The sequence below is a fragment of the Altererythrobacter chaiwopuensis genome (assembly GCF_054957755.1).
The window spans coordinates 50,120-70,966 of the sequence record NZ_JBTXJG010000003.1; the positions used below are offsets into that span (position 1 = coordinate 50,120).

Annotated in this window: 13 protein-coding genes; 8 read left to right on the top strand and 5 right to left on the bottom strand. The window is 52.8% G+C overall.

All coding sequences use genetic code 11. The features are described from left to right. Positions 1-195: 195 nt before the first annotated feature. The 4 genes from ACX2DJ_RS12895 to ACX2DJ_RS12910 form a co-directional block, all read right to left on the bottom strand. Complete coding sequence (locus tag ACX2DJ_RS12895) at positions 196-1,800, bottom strand: class I adenylate-forming enzyme family protein (protein WP_462573142.1); 1,605 nt, start codon at positions 1,798-1,800, stop codon at positions 196-198. A 270-nt stretch (positions 1,801-2,070) separates the two neighbouring features. After that, entirely contained in the window at positions 2,071-2,940 is an 870-nt protein-coding gene (locus tag ACX2DJ_RS12900; protein WP_462573143.1) for a 3-hydroxyacyl-CoA dehydrogenase NAD-binding domain-containing protein, read from the bottom strand. Positions 2,941-3,021: 81 nt separating this feature from the next. Further along, on the bottom strand, positions 3,022-3,585 hold the full coding sequence (locus tag ACX2DJ_RS12905; RefSeq protein ID WP_462573144.1) for a carboxymuconolactone decarboxylase family protein: 564 nt from the start codon (positions 3,583-3,585) through the stop codon (positions 3,022-3,024). Between the two features lie 195 nt (positions 3,586-3,780). After that, the gene (locus tag ACX2DJ_RS12910) at positions 3,781-6,252 is read right to left on the bottom strand and encodes a TonB-dependent receptor domain-containing protein (protein ID WP_462573145.1); all 2,472 of its coding nucleotides are present in this window, start codon (positions 6,250-6,252) and stop codon (positions 3,781-3,783) included. Between the two features lie 395 nt (positions 6,253-6,647). Here ACX2DJ_RS12910 and ACX2DJ_RS12915 point away from each other — a divergent pair, with 395 nt between their 5' ends. Next, positions 6,648-8,045, top strand: a complete 1,398-nt coding sequence (locus tag ACX2DJ_RS12915; RefSeq protein ID WP_462573146.1) for an MFS transporter — start codon at positions 6,648-6,650, stop codon at positions 8,043-8,045. Positions 8,046-8,371: 326 nt separating this feature from the next. Beyond that, complete coding sequence (locus ACX2DJ_RS12920) at positions 8,372-9,016, top strand: TetR/AcrR family transcriptional regulator (RefSeq protein WP_462573147.1); 645 nt, start codon at positions 8,372-8,374, stop codon at positions 9,014-9,016. A gap of 72 nt (positions 9,017-9,088) precedes the next feature. Here the strand turns inward: ACX2DJ_RS12920 and ACX2DJ_RS12925 are convergent, their stop codons facing one another. Continuing rightward, a complete protein-coding gene (locus tag ACX2DJ_RS12925) occupies positions 9,089-10,210 on the bottom strand; it encodes an alpha/beta hydrolase (RefSeq protein WP_462573148.1) in 1,122 nt (373 codons plus the stop codon). 72 nt (positions 10,211-10,282) lie between these two features. Between ACX2DJ_RS12925 and ACX2DJ_RS12930 the strand changes: the two genes are divergently transcribed. The 6 genes from ACX2DJ_RS12930 to pyc all read left to right on the top strand — a co-directional run bounded on the left by ACX2DJ_RS12930 (position 10,283) and on the right by pyc (position 20,527). Then, positions 10,283-11,221, top strand: a complete 939-nt coding sequence (locus tag ACX2DJ_RS12930) for a fumarylacetoacetate hydrolase family protein (protein ID WP_462573149.1) — start codon at positions 10,283-10,285, stop codon at positions 11,219-11,221. A 3-nt stretch (positions 11,222-11,224) separates the two neighbouring features. Then, positions 11,225-11,878 (top strand): glutathione S-transferase family protein, encoded by a 654-nt coding sequence (locus tag ACX2DJ_RS12935; protein ID WP_462573150.1) that lies wholly within the window; start codon positions 11,225-11,227, stop codon positions 11,876-11,878. 66 nt (positions 11,879-11,944) lie between these two features. Beyond that, positions 11,945-14,401, top strand: coding sequence for a TonB-dependent receptor (locus ACX2DJ_RS12940; RefSeq protein WP_462573151.1), 2,457 nt, complete (start codon positions 11,945-11,947; stop codon positions 14,399-14,401). Between the two features lie 173 nt (positions 14,402-14,574). Beyond that, positions 14,575-16,197: an AMP-binding protein gene (locus ACX2DJ_RS12945; RefSeq protein ID WP_462573152.1), complete on the top strand. Its 1,623-nt coding sequence runs from the start codon at positions 14,575-14,577 to the stop codon at positions 16,195-16,197. Positions 16,198-16,281: 84 nt separating this feature from the next. Then, complete coding sequence (locus ACX2DJ_RS12950; RefSeq protein WP_462573153.1) at positions 16,282-16,938, top strand: 2-hydroxychromene-2-carboxylate isomerase; 657 nt, start codon at positions 16,282-16,284, stop codon at positions 16,936-16,938. Positions 16,939-17,083: 145 nt separating this feature from the next. Further along, positions 17,084-20,527 (top strand): pyruvate carboxylase, encoded by a 3,444-nt coding sequence (gene pyc / locus ACX2DJ_RS12955; RefSeq protein ID WP_462573154.1) that lies wholly within the window; start codon positions 17,084-17,086, stop codon positions 20,525-20,527. The last annotated feature ends 320 nt before the right edge of the window (positions 20,528-20,847 follow it).

A 20,847-nucleotide genomic window follows, 5' to 3' on the forward strand; every position in this document is an offset into this window, starting at 1 on the left:
GCGGTAATTGGTAAGGATATATCCGGACGTGTCAAAGCTTCCGCTTACGGGTCGTGAGCGGACAGGCCGCTTTGGGCCAGTAGCTTGGAAAAGCCACCAGCACGCTCTCCGAATGGTTTCAAGGGCTGATGAAGGGCCGCTACTAATCGGGCGTGAACCCGACCTCGTAGCATGGCAGTAATTAGAGGAAGTAGCTTAGCTGAACTCCCCGTTTGCAAATGCTTCCGCCATAGCGAACTTCTTGATCTTGCCCGAGCCGGTTAGGGGAAACTCGTTCACCCATATCCAATAAGCAGGCGTCTTTTGCGGCGATAGTTGCTTACGCACATGGGCCCTAAGCTCGGCCGCATCAGGGGCGTCAATGCCCTCGGCCTTACGCATGAAGCAAGCGACTTGCTCTCCCCATTTCTCGTCAGGCACGCCAACAACCGCGACTTCGACGACAGCCGGGTGCTCCATCATGGTGTTTTCGATTTCGGCAGGGAAAAGGTTCTCGCCGCCGCGAATAATCATTTCCTTCACCCGTCCGGTAATCCTCAGATATCCGCGCGAGTCCATGGTCCCCAGATCACCCGAATGCAGCCAGCCTTCAGCATCAATGGTTGAATCAGTGGCTTCGGGATTGTCGTTATAACCCGCCATGACATTATAACCACGGACGCAAATCTCGCCTTGGGTGCCCAAGGGGCAAATTGAATTGTCGACGACATCGCGGATGGATACTTCCATATGGGCCAATGGCTGGCCAATTGTCTGGGTGCGATCTATTTCATTATCATGGCGCCAGCCCATGGTGATCAAGGGTGATGCTTCTGTTTGGCCGTAAACAACCTGGACTGGCACGCCGAACACTTCTTCTGCATTCCGGGCCAATTCGGGAGAGACCAACGCCGCGCCACTCATCAGTGCTTTGGCCCCGGTCATTTTGCGGCCTGAACGCCGAATTTCCTCAATCATCATCACCAGCATCGTGGGGACACCGCCGCCAAATTCGGGTTGCTCTCGTTCGAGAACTTCAACGACCATTACCGGGTCAAAGAATGGGAAGATCCCCATAGTTCCGCCAATGGCAAGACCTCCAAAGATCTGCGCAGATGCGGCCGCATGAAACAGGGGCGTCGTTACGATTTCCTGTTCGCCGGGTTCAAACCCCCAACGGGCGAACATGTCAGCAGCGTTCTGTAGCACCGCGCCTTGCTTGAGCAGTACGCCTTTCGGAAATCCAGTGGTGCCCGAGGTGTATTGGATCTGAAGAATATGGCCGGGCGTTGTCTCACGCAGACTGCCGGGCAGATCGCAAGCGTGAAGGGCGTCTAGGTCGGTGAATTCAATAACAGTTGTGACAGAGTTGAGATCGCTACAGGCCTCATCAATGATCGGACGGAGCGGCGTGCCACGCGCATCCGGCCCGTGGTAGATCGCTTCTGCGCCAGACTGTTCGACCACGTAGCGCAGCTCTCGCGAAACATAGGCTGGGTTGACAGTGACAATCGTTAATCCCGCAAGCGCGGCAGCAAACTGCGTGAGCACCCATTCGGGGCAATTCGTAGCATAGATCGCGATTCTGGCACCGGGTGCATGACGAGCAGCGAAAACGCGTCCCAGCTTTGCGCAATCGCGTTCCATATCCGCAAAGGTCCACTCCCGGCCGATCTGGCCATCCGGTAGCACTTCGCGTAACGCCTTTTCATCGGGGCGCGTCTGTGCCTGTTCACGTATCAGACCTGCGATAGTCATTTCGCGAAACGGCGTATCAGCTTGGGCAGGAAAATAGCTCTCAGTCAGCGAGACCTTGTACATTTGCACCTCTCTCGCGACCCGTCCGAGGAAGACTAACTGAAAAGGTAGATCTGACAATAGTCTGTCAGAGACGCTGCGACCCAAATGTCTGCAATTGAGTCGCAAGCTGAATGTCCGGTTTCTAGTGCTAACCAGCTACGAGCAGACAGTCTGCTTGTGGCCCAGTTCGGCTCCCCAGAATGATAATGCTATCTATGTGAACTCTGATTTTCGTACCAACCGTTTGATGGCTGGCTAAACCATGTGGTCTATTGCCACAGCACTCCTTCTCTATCTCGTGGGAACGGGAGTCTCACCCGAATAATCGTAAAATCCCTTACCGCTCTTGCGGCCAAGCCAGTCGGCCTCGACATACTTAACTAGCAGCGGTGCCGGGCGGTACTTGCTGTCACGAGTGGTCTTGTAGAGTACCTTGATGATGTCGAGGCAAGTGTCGAGACCGATGAAATCGGCCAGCTCAAGCGGCCCCATCGGATGGTTCAGGCCCAGCCGACAACCCTTGTTGATATCGTCAATATTTGCTGTCGACTGGCCGAGCACGAAGATCGCTTCGTTGATCATCGGTAGTAGAATGCGGTTGACCACGAATCCCGGATCATCCTGCGAAAGGACAACTTCCTTTCCCAGGCTCTCAGCGAATGATACAATCCGCTCGGTTGTCTCTTTAGATGTGGCAAGTCCGGGGATGACCTCAATCAGGCCCATTACTGGAACTGGGTTGAAGAAATGCAAGCCGATGAACCGTTCGGGGTCGGGCGAGTAATTGGCCATGCGGGTGATCGGGATTGAGCTGGTGTTCGACGCCATGATTGCCGCTCTTGCCAGTACCTTGCCGGCTGATTCGAAAATTGCCTTCTTGATCTCCTCGCGTTCCGTTGCCGCCTCGATAATCAGATCGGCATCGACCATCGCATGGTAGTCCCCCACAGGAGTAATCCTCCCCAGGGCAGCTTCGGCGTCAGCAGCTTCGATCTTGCCCCGCCCAACCAGCTTGACGAGGCCCTTTTCGATTTTCGTCCTAGCTTTCTCCGCAAGGGCAATGTCGACATCGCTGAGCAGGACCTTGACGCCATTCTGGGCAACCGTCTGGGCAATGCCCGAACCCATTTGTCCTGATCCAATTATTCCAATCTGCTGCATAGCTTGGCTCCAATCGCGTCAGAATTGATCGGCATCCAGAGCCATCATCGTACCTCCAACCTAGCCATAGTGGTGAATTACTTAGTCGGCTTCAGGCGCGGCCAAAGCCGCGTCTTTGAAGCCCTCATCCAAAGGCGTCTTCATGATGTGATTGGCGTAGTTGCTCAACGTCTTCCATGCGACGCCGAGTACTACGTCCAGAGATTGCGCCCGCGTAAAGCCTGCCGACAAGAATGCGTCCAAATCGCCGTCATCGAGCCTGCCGCGTTTAGTCACAACCGTAGTTACAAACACTCTAAGTGCTTCAAGGCGAGGGTCTGAGAATGACCGACCATATCTAAACGCGTCGATTACATCGTCAGGAATGCCGATTTGTCGGGCGCGATGGGAATGAGCGGCTTTGCAGTAGTCACATCCGTTCTCGTAGCTCGCTGACAGCGCGATAATCTGGGCTTCCGGCATCGTGAAACTCGATTTCGTCAGGATGGATGCGGCCAAAGCTTCATAGCCTGCCAAAGCGGCGGGAGCTTCTGCCAACATGGCCATTATGTTAGGAATAAAACCGAACTTTCTCTTTGCACTTTCAAGCGCCGGTCTTGCTGCGTCAGGCGCTGTCTCAAGCGTGTGAATTTCAAATTCCAACATGGTTGCTCCTCCCAAAAGTTGGCAAAAAAAGTGACGCCGGCCTGGGGCTTTCAGGCTTCGACGATTCCGCTGTTTTTAGTGCCAAGTTTCATCGCGACATCATCAGGCGCCCCATGGAATGCTTGGGCCGCTGCCTTTAAGATAATCGACGGCATCCATCTATCCTCATTTGGGTGATGGATGCCGTCCCAATTCTTAGTATCTAAAACTTGCGGCTACGCCAAAAGTACGGGGAGCGCCGAGATTGCAACGATGTATTCTTGTCGCGCCGGTCGGCCCGCCCAGCGGACTGTCAAATCGGCTGACGCAATAGGCTTTGTCGGTAAGGTTACGACCCCAAAGCGCCACCTCCCAATCGCCGCCATCTCCCTCAATGCCAACGCGCGCATTGAACAACGAGCGCTTTGGTTCGAGAGAAACAGGATCATTCTCGCCCGAAAGAAAGTGCTCGTCCAAGAACTGCCATTCACCGCGAGCAAACCAACCCATCTGGGAAGCGCCGGGAAGCTCATCTTCCCACACAGCGCTGATGGAAGTTTGCCATTTGGGCGAGGACTGGCGGCGTTGTCCAGTAAGATCCTGGACAACAACTCCTTCGCCGTTTGCAGCCTCTGTATCGGTGCACACCCGGGTCACGTTCTCGCACCCCAAAACTATAGTGGGAAGATCGCCTAAACCAAAGCCTGATGGCACTGGAGCGCCAAAATAGTCGGTATATTCAGAGTCAAGGTACGCCAGACCTCCTTGGACAGAAAATTGGTCCGTGAACTGCAGCTGGAAATCGACTTCCAGGCCCTGAACTCGTAAGTCACCGGCATTGAGAACCTCGAAAGACGTCGTCTCACCGTCAAATACCGTATCTTGGAAATCTTCCAATTTTGTTCGGTATAGAGTGGCGTTCACCTGAGCACGGCCGTCCCAAAATTGGCTCTTTACACCCAGTTCATAATTGGTGGTCCTTTCCTCACCGAATTCACGGCGAGAGGCATTGGGCCGGCCATTAAACCCTCCGGACTTAAATCCGGTTGAGACCGTCGCGAAGAACATCACATCATGGTTGAGGAAATAGCGCCCGTTAAGTCGCCAAGTAACGGCCTCGTCCGTACGATTGCCTTCAAATTCGTCTGCACGGATGAAGAATAGAACCGGAGTGTTGACAGAGAGGAATGTGCCTTGCTTATCGTCGCGCGTATACCGGAGCCCGCCTGTCACACTTAATTTTTCAGAAAAGTTGAGGGTCACCTCGCCAAAGGCGGCAATGCTCTCCAGATCGGTTTTGAAATCTCCGACAGAATCTGGCTCACTATCGAAGCCTTCGGCGGCGCAGCTGGCCGCGCGTCCTGCGTTGTTCGCATAGAATGGTAAGAGGCAGGTGTCAGGTCCAGCAAAAAAGATATCGCTGATGTAGTAGTCCTCTTTGTAGTAAAAAAGCCCGGCCAGATATTCGAAAAATCGCCCGGTCGGAGAGAGGACACGCAGCTCTTGGCTGAATTGCTCTGTCCCCTGTGGGCGCACGAGATCCAAAACCTCGCCCGGAAGATGCAGGACATCGCCGGTATATATATTATCCCACTTCCGATAGGCGGAGATTGATGTGAGAGTATGTTCCCCAACGTCCAGGTCGGCTTGGACTGAGAAGCCGTAATTCTCGTCGCTCCCATCGTCCGTGTTGACCAAATTTGATGTTTTGAAATCTAGATCTGTGTCGGTGATGGTCACTCCAAAAGCCGCTTCTTGCGTGGCGACAAAATTGTCAGTGAGATTAACGAACTCCGCTTCTCCGAAGGACCCATTTGTCTTTACGTAATCCGCAGCGAGATTTATCGACAAATTTGCTTTTGGTTCCCAGAGCAGCTTTAATCGTCCACCAAATTCTTCGAGATCATTAACTTTGCGGCCTTCAAGTTCGTTCTCGAAATAGCCGCTACGGTCAGTGGTAACGAAGGAGGCGCGCGCTGAAAGTGTGTTGGACAGCGCGCCGTTGATATACCCCTTTGCCGAACGTTGCTCGAAATTGCCTGCCTCTAGTTGAAGGTAAGCTTCAAAATTCTGGCTAGCTGGACGGGTCGTGATGTTGATGGCTCCCATGGGCGTATTGCGTCCAAACAGAGTGCCTTGTGGGCCGCGCAGAAGTTCAAAGGTTTGAATATCAAATAGCGTGCTGACGATCGATGCTGAGCGGGGTACGTAAACTCCATCGACGAATACTGCGGCGCTGGGCTCGATCCCACTATTGCCGGGTGAGCCGACACCCCTCACACTGATCAGCGTGTTGCCAATCGTATTCTGCGTGGTGATATTCAAATTTGGCGAATACGCCGCTATATCCCTAACGTCATCTAGGCCGTTAGTTTCTAAGTACTCGCCTGAGAATGCCGTTATGGATATCGGCACATCTTGCACATTTTCTGCGCGCTTTTGCGCTGTGACAATGATGACCCCCGGCGAGCGCGACGCTTCTCTATTTTCGCCTGTTTGCTCGGCATCTTGTGCGAAAGCAGGCGTGGTGGCCATCATACTCAATGCTATTGCAGCAGACGACGCCAGCCAGACCGCGCGGCGAAGCTGGTTCCCGTTATAATTATCGCAATCGAATCGATCATTTTTGCTGATCCGACCGGCACATATTTCAGTGCGATTCGAAGCCCTCATTGGAAATAAAAACATATTCGCCTCCCCAAGAATGTAATTTCGTTAATGCGGCCATGCGTGTGCAACTGCGTGATTCGATTGCGGCCTTTAATGGAACGAAAGTTTCATAAATGGTCAAGCGAAAAATAGATTCCTCAGATATCGGGGCCTGACTTCACTCTCCAGGGCAGTCTCATTCTGCAAATTGCTAAGATTAAAAGACGTAATATGAGATGGTTAAAGGGGGTAAGGGTCGCTCTTCGTAGAGGCGGCTGGAAAGGTATGATCTGAAGGAGAAGTTAGTGGACCTAGCTCAAAAAATGGAATAGATATTCCCGACGTTGAGTGCAGATGATGCTGCCATGGATGGTCCAGCGCGGCTGCGCTCTGCCTTTTTGGAGGGGGATATGTCTTCAAGGCGGAGTCAAGGCGTGAAGACGCCGGACATTGAAATGGTGAGCACGAAGAACTGTGCGGCGCAGAAGCTGCCGCTCTCAGCTCTTCTCTCATTTGCTGCGGCGCCCGCTGGCTACGCATTTTGTATTAGCTTCGTGCAGTTTTACTTTCTGAAATACGCAACGGATGTCCTGCTGATTGCGCCTGTAATAATCGCTTTCCTGCTTGGACCGGGCCGCATTTGGGATGCACTTAGCGATCCATTGGTTGGATATTTAAGTGACAGTACAAAGAGCAGGTGGGGGCGTCGTCGACCATGGCTTTTCATCGGAGCCCCACTGGTCGCCGTCAGTTTCGCAGTTCTTTGGTTGCCGCCTGCGAATTTGACCGAATTTGGTCAGATCGCCTGGCTCGCGGTTTGCATGTTTATATTCTACTCATGCTTCACCGTTTACTACATACCCTATATGTCGTTCGCTGCCGAGATAACGACCGATTACGATGAGCGTAGCAAGCTTTTTGGTTCTATTCGTGCCCTGCATATCCTTGGTACCTTTGCTGCCTTTGCTGCCTTGCAGCTCAGTGATACTTCCGCCGATCCGAAGGCCTTTGTTGCGACACTCGTCACCGTTTCTGGCGTTGTATGCTGCGCGATTATGCTGATCACACCCCTGACGCACCGCGAACGGACTGAGAACCAGGGCCGGGGGGCGAAAAATCCTATCGCTGCTTTTACGGACGTGTTGAAAAATCCGCACGCGCGACTGGTGCTGGTGGTCGTGCTCATCGACTATATGGGCATTGGTGTGATGGGCGCTATCACACCCTACTACGCGGAATATGTGCTCAATGAGAAGGTAGCTGGATACTCTTTTGCCAGCTACGCTCTTGGTGGCTTAACAACCATACCTTTGTGGGTTTGGCTATCGAAGCGAATTGAAAAGCGCCGCGCATGGACCATTGCCATGACTCTTACCGGAGTCGCCTTCAGTGCGCTCCTTTTTATTGATGCTGGTCAACGCGCGCTGTTCTTCGCCATGCTGTTTTTGGCTGGTGCCGGCGCCAACGCCGCTGGTTCAGCTATCGGGCAATCAATTCTGGCGGATATAATCGACGACGACGAGCACAAAACCGGTGAGCGCAAAGAAGGCGCATATAGCGCCTTATGGGGTTTCTCCCTCAAAATGGGCGTAGGCTTGGTCGTTATGGTAGCTGGTGTAATTTTACAGGGCGTCGGATATATTCCCAATGAACAGCAGTCGCCTGAGACAGTATACGCGATCCGCTTGCTCATGAGCGCTTTCCCAGCAGCGCTATTCTTCCTTGGCGCTGTCCTTTTTTGCCGTTTCACGTTAGACCGGAAAACTTGTAAGAGGATACGCGAAGAACTGGACAGGCGACATGTTTCCAAAAAGAATATCATGGGCGGATGAATTGAGATAACCCGCCATACTTGGTTTGGCGCCACAGCCACGCACGAGCCAGCAAGGTACCCCGCCGGGGCGAGATAGGTTCCCTCGTCCATAAAGAAGATTTTGCGTGCTCACCCCAGTCCACAAAGCGTCCGAAACCACTCTCACCGAGAGAAGAGAATGATAGACTCCAAGTTTGGCCAGGCCGAAGTTCTTGCCGTTTTGATCGATTGGAATGCGAATCCGGGTTGATTTTTTGCCAAATCGCCCTATTTGTATCCAGATTTTATATTCCAAATCGATGACGTCTTAGAGGCGTAACAGACAAGGTAGTGAAGGAAACTTTTGTGGGACGGCACAAGCAATTTGAACGAGATGAGGTGCTTGGTGCTGCTATAGATGTCTTCTGCAGAAAAGGTTTTGAGGGCACGGGCATTCAAGATCTAGTGGATGCAACGGGCATCAATCGTTCGAGCCTCTATGCGGAGTTTACGAATAAACAGGGTCTATTTGATGAAGCGGTCACTCACTATGTGGCAGAGAGTGTGGGGCAAAAAATTATAGACGCGCCTCGGGATGAACCAATCCTATCTCTGCTGCGGAGAATCTTGGAGCCGATCATCGAGAACGCTGTGACCGGCACTGGCCGCCAAGGATGCTTGGTGATCGCGGCGATTACGACCACAGACGATCAATTGAGTCCCTTTATGCAGCAAACCCGAGACCACATCGCACGATTTGAGGCCAATCTCTATTCTCGCATTCTAATTGCTCAAGACAGGGGTGAAATATCGAGCGATCGTGATGCGATGGCACTTGCAAGGTCGTTTATCAACGGCCTCCACGGACTGAGAGTAAGTGCCAAAGCGAGGCCCGAAGAAGGTGTTCTGAGAGATATCGTCGAGCAGCTTCTATGCCAAGTCGCCGGGAGCCCGGTCTATTTTCAGGGAAGTCAAGAGCCACAGGTATCTAGCCAGCTCAAGCTGAATTGAGACTGACGGATTAGCGATCGTGCCTACTCATTGGCTGCAGGACATTCGAACCATTGATGTTCATTTGATCCTTTATTTGGGCCAGAACGTCTGTCGAATATGCTCCACTGATCGCTTGGCGGCCGGAAGACCATTTTCCTTGTGAGCGCCGAGCATGAATAAGAAACCATGCAATGCCCCTTCCGCGCAATCATAGGTCGCTTCTACTCCGTGAGCAGCCGCCTTCGCTGCGAATTGCTCATTGCAGTCGCGGCGCGCGTCGAGACCACCGGACATGACATAAAGCGGCGGAAAGCCGCCATAGTCTGTAGCCAACAGCGGCTGGACCAATGGATTGGCTAGTTCGCTCTCATCATTGAGGTATTGCCTCCAGGTCCAAGCCTGAAGCTCCTGGCTAAGAACGAAGCCGCTTCCAAAAGCTTTGGCCGACTCTGTATCTCCGAGATCCCCGACTCCTGGATACCAAGTGAATACCTTCAGAAGCGAAGGGCCACCACGTTTTGCCAAGATATGGGCAATGGCGATCGAAATTGTTCCGCCCGAACTATCCCCACCCACAGCGATACGAGCAGGGTCGATACCGAGCCTATCTGCATTCTCATGCATCCAGCACACAACCTCTAAGCCTTGATTGATTGGAGTCGGAAACTTGAATTCGGGAGCGCGTCCGTATTCTACCGAAGCAACGCAACATTTGGCGTCTCGAGCGATTAGTCGCGTAAAACTATCTAGCATATCCACGTCGCCGAAGACGTAACCACCCGAATGAAAATATACCATCAGCGGTAGCACCGGCTCGGGCACCTCTGGCCGGTACATTCGGACATTCACCGATTTACCCCCTTTTAGTGGAACTATCAGTTCAAATATATTCTCAACGACCGGTTTCTCCTTCATGTCGAGACCCTGGCTGATTTGCGCCATTTCACTACGGATAACATCTACCGATTTTGAAAAAAAATCTTTAGAATGAAATGTTTGCAATGCACTCAATATGCGCTGAACTTCATCACCATCTACCATCTTGTTACCTCCAATTGCCTTGTACCTCACCGGAAAACCGACGGCAATCAAAAAAGAGGAATTGACATTCCATAAAATGGGGTGCATTCGTCTGTGGCTCAATCGCGCTACGCTATTTAAATAGTGAGTGCGCACAAAATTAATCTGAGCAAAAGATGGATGCATATCCATGCCATTCTGCTCGCGTTGCGATAAATAAAAAAATTGTATTCCTAAATTGTAAAATGAATAGAAGGAAGTTGAATGCCACTTAATATTTGCCGTGCTGAATACGGCGGCGACGTGATCTGGGCCGTAAAACTTGCTGATGGGCTTCGCCGAATCGACTTTGACTGTAATTCGACCGGCGAACTGCTCTATCATGGAGTGGAGAAGATTAGCGAGGCTGCGGAAAACGGACATGACCTGATCGGTTTCGACGATGTTACACTGTTGAGCCCGATTACGTCAGATCAGGCCCTGGTTTGTCAGGGTGTAAATTATAGCACTCATCTCGAAGAAGTCGGCCTGCCCAGCAAGGGCGTTGGTGCGAACGTAATATTCAGGAAGGCATCCTCGAGTATCGCCGGTCCTAACGTTGATATTATCAAGCCTCATGACGTCACCTTGCTCGATTATGAAATTGAGCTTGGGATCGTTCTAAAGCGAAACATCGAAGAGCCCATTCTTGTGACGGAGGAAACCGTCGCGGACTATGTTGGAGCTCTTGTTATCGTCAACGACATTAGCGCTCGAGAGAAGCAGTTCGGGCCAATGATGCAATGGTACAAGGCGAAGAGCTATCGGACTTTCGCTCCAACCGGGCCATTTCTTACCTTGGTTGATGCTGACGATCTAAGGAAATTCGATGATCTGCGCTTGACCTTGGCCGTCAACGGAGAGGTGCGCCAACAAGCACTTTGTAAGCAGATGATCTTCAGGCCCGCGGCCACTTTGACCGAGTTGTCTGCGATCCAGAATTTTCGGGCTGGCGACGTCATCCTGACGGGTACTCCTGGTGGGGTGGCTATGCGGCAGCCGACTGGCGATCTGGGTGAGTTTATCAAGTCTGAGCTTCAGCATCCAGAGCGCTATTTGAAGGCTGGCGACCGGATTTCCGCTTCAATTGCCACTGACGATGGAGCTCTGAACCTGGGCCTTCAGGAAAACTACATAGTCGCCGGTCAAGCAGTGGGAGGCTAGCGGATGTCAAACGCAGCGACCAATTACGATCTAACCATATTTCATTTTCCGACAGCCTGCTCGACTGTCACGCTTGTGGCACTTGAGGAGATTGGGCTCGTCTACAAGGACGTGCTCGTCAACCTTTATGAGAATGAGCAATATGGAAGCTACAGAGACCTTAACCCACGCGGGAAGGTCCCGGCCCTTCTCGTTGACGGATCACTTTTGGCCGAGAATGCGGCGATATTGATATGGCTACATCGGACAAACCCACAGGCGGCTCTGTTGCCGCCGTCATCAAGTGAATTCGTTTCAGCCAAACAATATTCTGATTTGATGTGGGCCGCATCAACCTGGCACCCGATTGTGCGATCGATCCGAATGCCCAGTCGCTTGACCGATGGTGAAGAGGAGCCCGTCAGGGCGCGCGGGATGGAAATGATCGAGCCCTTGATCAGCGACCTGGAAACGAAACTCAGCAAACAATCTTTCTACTACGGCGAAGAATGGTCGATCTTCGATGTCTATTTGCACTGGTGCTACACCTCCGCCGAAATTGGGGGTGTGGATCTTTCGAATTGTCCATCAATTAACCGACATCGCACCGACATAGAGGCTCGACCAAGCTTCGTTGCGGCGAGAGCTCGAGAAGCTCACGCGATGTCCAAAAGCTAAACTTCAAATTTAAACCGGCCGAAAAGAGCCAAAGAAATGTACGTGGCGAGGGAGGAGCTTAGAATTATGAGCACGATGTTTAAAAGGAGAGCTGCCATTTGGTGTTGTGGCACTGCATTGGCAAGCGTGCCGTTGGCCGCAAATGCGCAATCACAACCAACTCTCGACGAAATTGTCGTGACTGCACAGAAGCGCAGCGAGAGCCTTCAGGATGTTCCAGTATCCGTCGTTGCAATGTCTGGCGAAGCCATAAACAACGCCGCCCTGCCAAGCATGCAAGAGTTTTCCGGCATGGTTCCGAGCTTCAATGTCGCGACAGACCCGATCGGAGACAAGATCAACATTCGAGGCATTCAGTCAGGAAACAACGCTGGTTTTGAGCAGTCAATCGGGACCTATGTTGATGGAATCTATCGCGGTCGAGGCGTGCAAAGTAGGTTCTCGTTTCTCGACATAGAACGGGTTGAAGTATTGCGCGGTCCGCAAGGCACTCTTTTCGGGAAGAACACCGTTGGCGGCGCACTGAATATTGCGACTGCGAAGCCAACCTATGACTTCAGTGCACTCGGCTCGGTCCTGTACAATTTCGACACGGAAGAGATTGAGGCACTTGGGCACGTTTCTGGACCTGTTTCGGATACTTTGAGGGGACGGATTGGCTTCGTCTATCGGGATATCGCGGAAGGTTACGTCGAGAACGAGTTCTATGGAAATGGAGCACCGGATCTGGAGGAATGGGCCGTACGCGGTAGCCTCGATTGGGATGCATCGGATTCAACTCTCGTCAGACTGCGGGTTGAGCGAGGAGACTGGGACTCAGATGAGTACGCCATGGACACGATCAACGCTGGCCCGCTTGCCGCCCTTGGTCTGAATAATGATGTGTTCGATGGAAAGTCCCGGATGGGCAACACTTCTGGAATACCAGCAATTGACGCTGTCTTGGACTTTGGTTCGGCTCAGAAATTCGACGGGAAGAACCTCGAAGCTGCGCTCACCATAGATCATGAATTTGAGAATGGCGCTACTTTGACCGGAATCTTCGGCTACTCGGAGTACGAGTTTGACCGCTTCCTGGATGCAGACTTTTCACCCCTGCCGGGCATAAGGTTCGATGACAGTGAAGATTTTGATCAAACCAGCGTTGAGCTTCGATATGCGTCTGCGCAGGGTTCGACGATCGAATATCTATTTGGCGGTTACTATCAAAAGAGCAGCCTGTTCGCTCAGGGGCGCCTGGACCTGAATGTTCCAGCCTATGACGTTCTCTTGGATGCTGCCTGTGCAAGCATTGGAGTCCCTACCAACGCGCAGCAATTTCGGACCTGCTTTCTCGGTGCGGCCGTCTCTGGCGAACCTCCTGTCACGCGATACAATTTTTTGGATCAAAACTCTGAGATGTGGGCGGTCTTCGGACAGGCAACGGTGAACTTCACTGATACGTTCAGAATTACCGGAGGCTTGCGATATTCTCGCGAGGAAAAGGAGGCCGTACAGGGCGCGCGTGCGACGGAGTTTGGAACGTTGATTCCCGAGGACGGTGATAGCGGACCGCTCATCGTTGGTGCGCTGCTGGAGCTTCAAAACCACGAGAACCAATTGAGCCGAAAGGAGTCCAGTTGGACCTGGTCCGTGAATGCTCAATGGGACGTTGGCGATGATGCCATGCTTTATGCATCAGCGACCACAGGCAATAAATCCGGTGGCTTCAATTCTTTTGCACTGAAAGCTGATCCCGCCAACGCGGAATATGAACCTGAAGACGTCTTATCGTTTGAGGTGGGTGCAAAAACAAGACTGTTTAATAACTCTTTGGAGATCAATATCGGAGCTTTCTATACGGAATACACCGATCTTCAGACTTCAGTATTTACTGGATCGACTTCCTTCATCGTGCAGAATGCTGCGCAAGCAACGTCGAAAGGCCTAGAGATCGATACTCGATGGCAAGCAAGTGATAGGCTCACCGTTAGCGGCGGGCTGGGCTTTATCGACTTTGAGTTTGATGAGTTTCCCAATGCTGGCTGTACCGCAGACCAGCTGATTGCTTTCCGCAATGCCGTTGGCGTTGCTTCCGGTAGCCTACTCACAGGAGCATTGCAGACATTGGGGCAATGCTCCGGGTCGACACCGGTCGCCGGTGTGCCTGGCGAAAACAATAACTTAAAGGGCAGAACCTCAGCTCACGCACCCAAATTGTCGGGGCATCTTGGCCTGAATTATGAGCAGCCGATCGGCGACGATTTTGACCTCAACTTGGGTTTGACGGCGCTGTATCAAAGCGACAAGTACGTGCAGGACGACTTGGATCCGTTTGCTCTGCAAAAGGCGCATGCAAAGATAAATGCAATTGTGACCTTTGGCCCAACGTCAGGGGGCTGGGATATCTCGTTGATCGGCAAAAATCTGACCGACAAGAGAACGATAAGCTATATGAATGATACGCCGCTTATCGACACTGCGAGGCAAGCTTTACCGGAAGCGCCCCGTACCATTTCACTCAGGGCGCGCGTCCGGTTTTAGGCTTGCCTGAGCAATCGATCGCTTGAGGGCCAATGGCTAAAGTCGTGTTCAAAATCGTGCGGCGGCGCAGTTCCGATTGGCGCTAAGATATTGCCCAATCAAAACGATCGCATCCGAGTCTTGTTTCGAAACAGATATACGCTCGCCTTCTAGCGAATGGAACGGAGACTGTGATGAGCAATGGTAGCTATGAAGCCGGTCTTGAAAAGGGAGCGGCAAACTATGTTGCGTTGTCACCGGTGTCGCTGGTGAGGCGGGCAGTTCACGCATATCCGGATGCTCCCTGCATCGTTTACAAGGATAAAAGCCAGACTTGGGAGCATACTTACGCGCGATGCGTCGCACTGGCAGGTGCCCTGCAATCTGTGCAGGTGGGGGCCAATTCAACCGTCGCGGTGTTGGCCCAGAATATCCCAAGTGCCGTTGAACTAAGTTATGCGGTGCCGCTTTCTGGCGGTGTGCTCAATATGATCAATACGCGCCTCGATCCCGCTAGCATAGCCTATATAATTGACCATGGAGAGGCAGAAGTCTTTTTCATCGACGCTGCTCTTGCAGACCTTGGAAGAGCGGCGCTCAAGGCTGCCAAGCATTCACCGAAAGTCGTCTTAATCGAAGACGATGATTTCGCGGTAAGGCTGGAAAGTGGGGAGACTAGCTACGAGGCCATGATTGCGGGCGCTGAATCGAGAAAGGATCTCCACTCCTGGCTTCCGATAGACGAATGGAATGCAATTGCGTTGAACTATACATCGGGCACAACCGGCAACCCCAAAGGCGTAGTTTACCATCACCGCGGCGCGTATCTAAACGCCATAGGTAACGCCCTCGAGTGGTGTTTGCCAACTCACTTCAGGTATCTTTGGGTTCTACCGCTTTTTCATTGCAACGGCTGGTGCTTCCCTTGGACTATAGCCGCAAAGGCGGGGGTTAATATTTGCCTTCGTAGCCCTGATGCAAGCCAGATTACAGCAGCTATTGCCCGCCAAGATGTAACTCACATGTGCGGTGCCCCGATCATCCTAAATTTTCTTGTGGAGGCACTGGAAGCTGAAAATCTGCAGTTCGAAACTCCACTTGCCTTCATGACCGCCGGAGCTGCGCCGCCTGCCTCAATAATAAAGCGGGCTGAGGCGCGAAACATCGATGTTACCCACGTCTATGGCCTTACCGAAGTATACGGTCCGACGGCAATCTGCGCTTGGAGATCTGAATGGGATCAGTTGTCTCAAGAGGAGCGTGCTGAAAAGCGAGCGCGTCAGGGCGTCAACTACGCCATCCAGGAAGAGCTAAGTGTGCGCGATCCCGAAACGCTCGCGCGGACGCCTGCGGACGGCGAGGCGCTTGGGGAGATTATGTTTCGCGGTAACGCGGTCATGAAAGGTTACCTGAAAGATCCCAATGCGACCAGATCAGCGATGCACGGAGGATATTTCCGTTCCGGCGACATTGGTGTTCAGCACCCTGACGGACATATCGAGCTTCGCGATCGGTCAAAAGACATCATCATCTCTGGCGGGGAGAACATCTCGTCGATCGAAGTGGAAAATGCCATCTACAAGCACGAGGCGGTTTCGCTTGTCGCAGTAGTCGCTGGCCCCCATTCGAAATGGGGGGAAACGCCAGTTGCATTCGTTGAGCTAGCGTCGGGTAGGTCGGCTAGTGAAAAAGCCATCATAGACCACTGCCGAGACTTATTGGCTCATTTCAAATGTCCGACCAAAGTCATTTTTGGGGTCCTTCCTAAAACATCGACGGGGAAAATTCAAAAATTCGTCTTGCGAGAGAGACTATGACTGGAATTTCGTAGAGTAAAATTTAGTCGTAAATACGATTACGTCTCAATAAAAATTATTGAAGAAAAATGAGGAAAAGTCAAAATGTCTCAATTAATTGACGTATTTTGGTCTTTCAGAAGCCCTTACTCGTATCTTGTAACCTTTGACTTGTTAAGACTTCGCCAAGAATTCGACGTTGAGATCAAATTACGCATCGTCCTTCCACTTGCAATTCGGCAAAAAGGAACGCTTTTCAATCCGAGCAACACTAAGCCCTTTCGGTACATTCAGCTTGATTGGGAGCGGCGAGCAGAGTTTCTTGGTCGCCCCCATTGCTGGCCGAGCCCGGATCCAATCGTACAGGATCTGGAGACATTGAGTATCGCAGAAGCGCAACCCTACATCTACCATCTCTCGAAGCTCGGTGTTGAAGCGCAGCGGTGCGGTAAAGGTCTCGATTTTGCAGCAAGCGTGTCTCGAGAGATTTTCGGTGGGACACGAAATTGGCACGAAGGTGAGCATCTTTCTAAGGCGGCCGCTGCGGCCGGGCTTGATCTCGCGACGATGCAACAAATTATCGGCGAAGGAGATCATCTCGAGGAAATTGAGCGCAACCATTCAGCGCTCGAAAAGGCGGGCCATTGGGGTGTACCAACCATGGTCGTGCGCGGCGAGCCATTCTTCGGCCAGGATCGAATAGATTGTCTGCGCTGGCGCCTTGGAAAACTTGGGCTCTCAAGGGGAGAGCAACCTTCCTGAGACCCATCGATTATGCATCGAGCTGCCCAGTTAGGAATCAGACGCCCTTTGCTTCATTGCCTAACCCGTTGCGGCCTCTCGCCTCGTAATTGCCAAGGCTGCTCCCAATTCCAATCGAACATTCTAAGTAGGAGGGCTTGTTAGGGTGTTTGGCAAGATACTCGTCGCCAACCGTTCAGAAATCGCGATCCGGGTTTTTCGGGCCGCTACCGAATTGGGAATTGGCACGGTCGCGATTTATGCCGAGCAAGACAAGTTGTCGCTACACCGGTTCAAGGCAGATGAAGCCTATCGCCTCGATCCGAAGAAGGGACCGATCGAAGCCTACCTCGCTATTGACGACATTATTCGCATCGCGCTGAAATCCGGCGTTGATGCCATCCATCCAGGCTATGGTTTGTTATCCGAGAATCCCGACTTTGCAGACGCTTGTGCCGAGAACGAGATAATTTTCATCGGACCTCACCCAAACAGCATGCGTAGTTTGGGGGATAAGGTTTCGGCCCGACAGATTGCCATTGCGGCTGGGGTTCCAGTCATTCCAGCCAGTCAGCCACTTCCTGAGTGCCTAGAAGATGTGCGCTCTATCGCCGCCGAGATGGGCTACCCGCTAATGCTCAAGGCAAGCTGGGGCGGGGGCGGGCGCGGAATGCGTCCCATTCATGACCCCTCGCAGTTGAGCAGCGCAGTCGAGGAAGGGCGGCGCGAGGCGAAGGCTGCCTTTGGCCGGGACGAGGTATATCTCGAAAGACTGATTTCCGACGCGCGTCATGTAGAGGTGCAGCTTCTAGGAGATAGGCAAGGTAATCTGGTCCACTTGTTTGAGCGTGATTGCACGATCCAACGCCGGAACCAGAAGGTTATCGAGCGAGCTCCGGCCCCCTATCTTGACGATGCTCAGCGTGCCGATATTTGCGAGGCGGCACTCAAAATCGGGCGGCATGCCCGCTATTACAGTGCTGGAACAGTGGAATTCCTGCTCGACCGGCAAAGCGGCGAATTCTACTTCATCGAAGTCAACCCGCGGATACAAGTCGAGCACACGATTACCGAAGAGGTGACCGGGCTCGACATCGTAAAGGCGCAAATCTGTATCGCGGCCGATGGAGCCATCGGCTCTCTCGACCAAACTGGCATTCCAAGACAGGCGGATATCGAGCTTCGGGGACATGCTATCCAATGCCGGGTCACGACCGAAGATCCGCAATGCAATTTCATTCCCGATTATGGAAGAATTAGCACCTATCGTGGCGCCTTCGGCAATGGGATACGGATCGATGGTGGTACCGCCTATTCCGGGGCGGTCGTCACCCGATACTACGACCCGCTACTGGAGAAGATCATTGCTTGGGCACCGTCTGCGCAGGAAGCTCAGGCGCGCATGCTGCGGGCGCTGCGTGAATACCGTATTCGCGGCGTAGCCACAAATCTGCCGTTCCTTGACAACTTGATTAGCCACTCCGCCTTTGCCGAAGCTGATTACAATACAAGGTTTATCGACAGCCATCCTGATCTACTGGCGCCAAAGAGGCGGCGAGATCGGGCAACTCGGCTACTGACCTATATAGCAGATGTAACGGTCAACGGTCATCCCGACGTGGCAGGGCGACCGGTGCCTTCCACCGTCGACATTGCCCCGGCTCCTCCAGCTCTCGATATCAAGCCCCCTCCCGGCACCCGGCAATTACTCACTGAACTCGGGCCGGAAGGTTTTGCTGACTGGCTAAGAAGAAAGCCGCAGCTGCTCGTCACGGACACGACTATGCGTGATGCTCATCAGTCGCTTTTGGCCACGCGTATGCGTTCGATTGACATGGAACGGATCGCGCCTGATTACGCTCGAGCATTTCCGCAGCTACTTTCGCTCGAATGCTGGGGCGGGGCCACTTTCGATGTTGCCATGCGCTTTCTCCAAGAAGATCCGTGGGAGCGCCTCTTCTCGATACGCGAGAAGCTGCCTAACATTATGACCCAGATGTTGATCCGCGGCTCCAATGCGGTGGGTTACACCAATTATCCCGACAACGTAGTCCAGCACTTCATCCGCCAAGCGGCGGAAGGCATCGATATCTTTCGCATCTTTGACTGCTTCAACTGGGTCGAAAATATGCGAGTTGCGATCGATACCGTCGCCGAGTGTGGCAAGATCGCCGAAGGGACCATTTGCTATACTGGTAATTTCTTGGACCCGCAGCGCCAGAAATTTAGTCTTGGCTACTATTGCGAAGTTGCCGAGGCGCTCGATGCAGCTGGATGCCACCTGATCGCAATCAAGGATATGGCCGGGCTATTGACACCGGAAGCCGCTCGACGACTGATTTCTGCACTTCGCGACGTTACCGACAAGCCCTTGCACCTGCACACCCACGACACTTCTGGCGCGGCGGCGGCCACGCTGATCGCGGCCGCAGAGGCAGGGGTCGACGCGATTGATGCTGCAATGGACAGTTTTTCCGGACAGACTTCGCAGCCCTGCCTGGGTTCGGTTGTGCATGCCCTGCGACATGGACCGCGCGACACTGGAATCGACGAGCACGAGGTGATCCGTTTCAGCGCCTATTGGGAGACGGTTCGCGCGCAGTATGCGGCCTTTGAAAGCGATCTGCAAAGCGGTGCGTCAGAGATATACCTGCACGAAATGCCTGGTGGGCAGTTCACCAATCTTAAAGAACAAGCCCGGACAATGGGTCTTGAAAAGCGCTGGCCCGAGGTCGCGCAAGCCTATCACGATGCCAACATGCTCCTCGGCGACATCGTCAAGGTGACACCTTCATCTAAAGTGGTGGGGGATCTCGCTCTCACTATGGTGTCCCAGAATGTGTCTACCGAAGATATCGAGAGCGGAAAGCAAGTGATCGCTTGGCCTGATTCTGTTAAAGGTATGCTCCGTGGTGACCTTGGACAGCCATACCTCGGATTTCCGAAGGCTATCCAAGATTTGGCGCTTGGTGATGAGCTTCCATACACTTGCCGTCCTGCTGAGCGCCTGCCTCCCACCAATCTACAATCTAAGCGAAAAGAAATTGAGGAGATGTGCGGTCGGGAAGTAAGTGAGTTTGAGCTGGCCAGCTATACGATGTACCCGCAAATCTTTGCCGGCTATGCAAAGGCACGCAAGAAATTCGGTCCTGTTGCCCAACTGCCAACAAGAACCTTCTTCTACGGTATGCTGCCGGGGGAATCTATCGCAGTGGAGCTAGAGGCTGGCAAAACACTAAACATCGTGCTCCTCGCCATTGGCGAACTCAACGACAAGGGCGAGCGAAAGCTTTTCTTTGAACTCAATGGCCAACCGCGCACGATCAGAATGCGCGAGAAGAGTGCAATCGCGGGGCGAGAGGCCGTGCGGCTCGCAGATGGAGATAATCCAGCGCATGTTGGTTCGCCTATGCCCGGGGTGGTGTCGATGATCGCAGTTTCTGACGGGCAGAAGGTGAAAAAGGGAGATGTAATCCTTTCAATCGAGGCAATGAAAATGGAAAGTACCATCTCGGCGCCAATCGACGCCAGAATTGCGCAAGTATTTGTAAATGTTGGTGAGACTGTCGAGGCCAAGGAGTTGCTTTGTATTCTAGAGACTGGCGAATAGGCAAACGTGGTTCAGTTCAGGTGGGATCACTGTCAGAACAAGAAACCTTTCAAGTCGACCCCGCGATAACCGCAATGAGGCTCTGTCATGAGCACTCGGCCGATTGCTGAATTTTTCTCTTCCAAGGCGCAGTCGGCAAGACTTTCCCCTGAGGGTTTCCCTCAGGGGATTTTTTTGAGCGGGAAGCAGGCCAAGTTCAGCCTAGAGGAGACGAGTTAGTATTAGACTGATGATGTGGATGGCCCCTGTACCCGACATAGGTGAGTCGTATTGTGGGCTGTTGTCGAAGCACCCCACGGAAAGGACCATCCACAATGGAG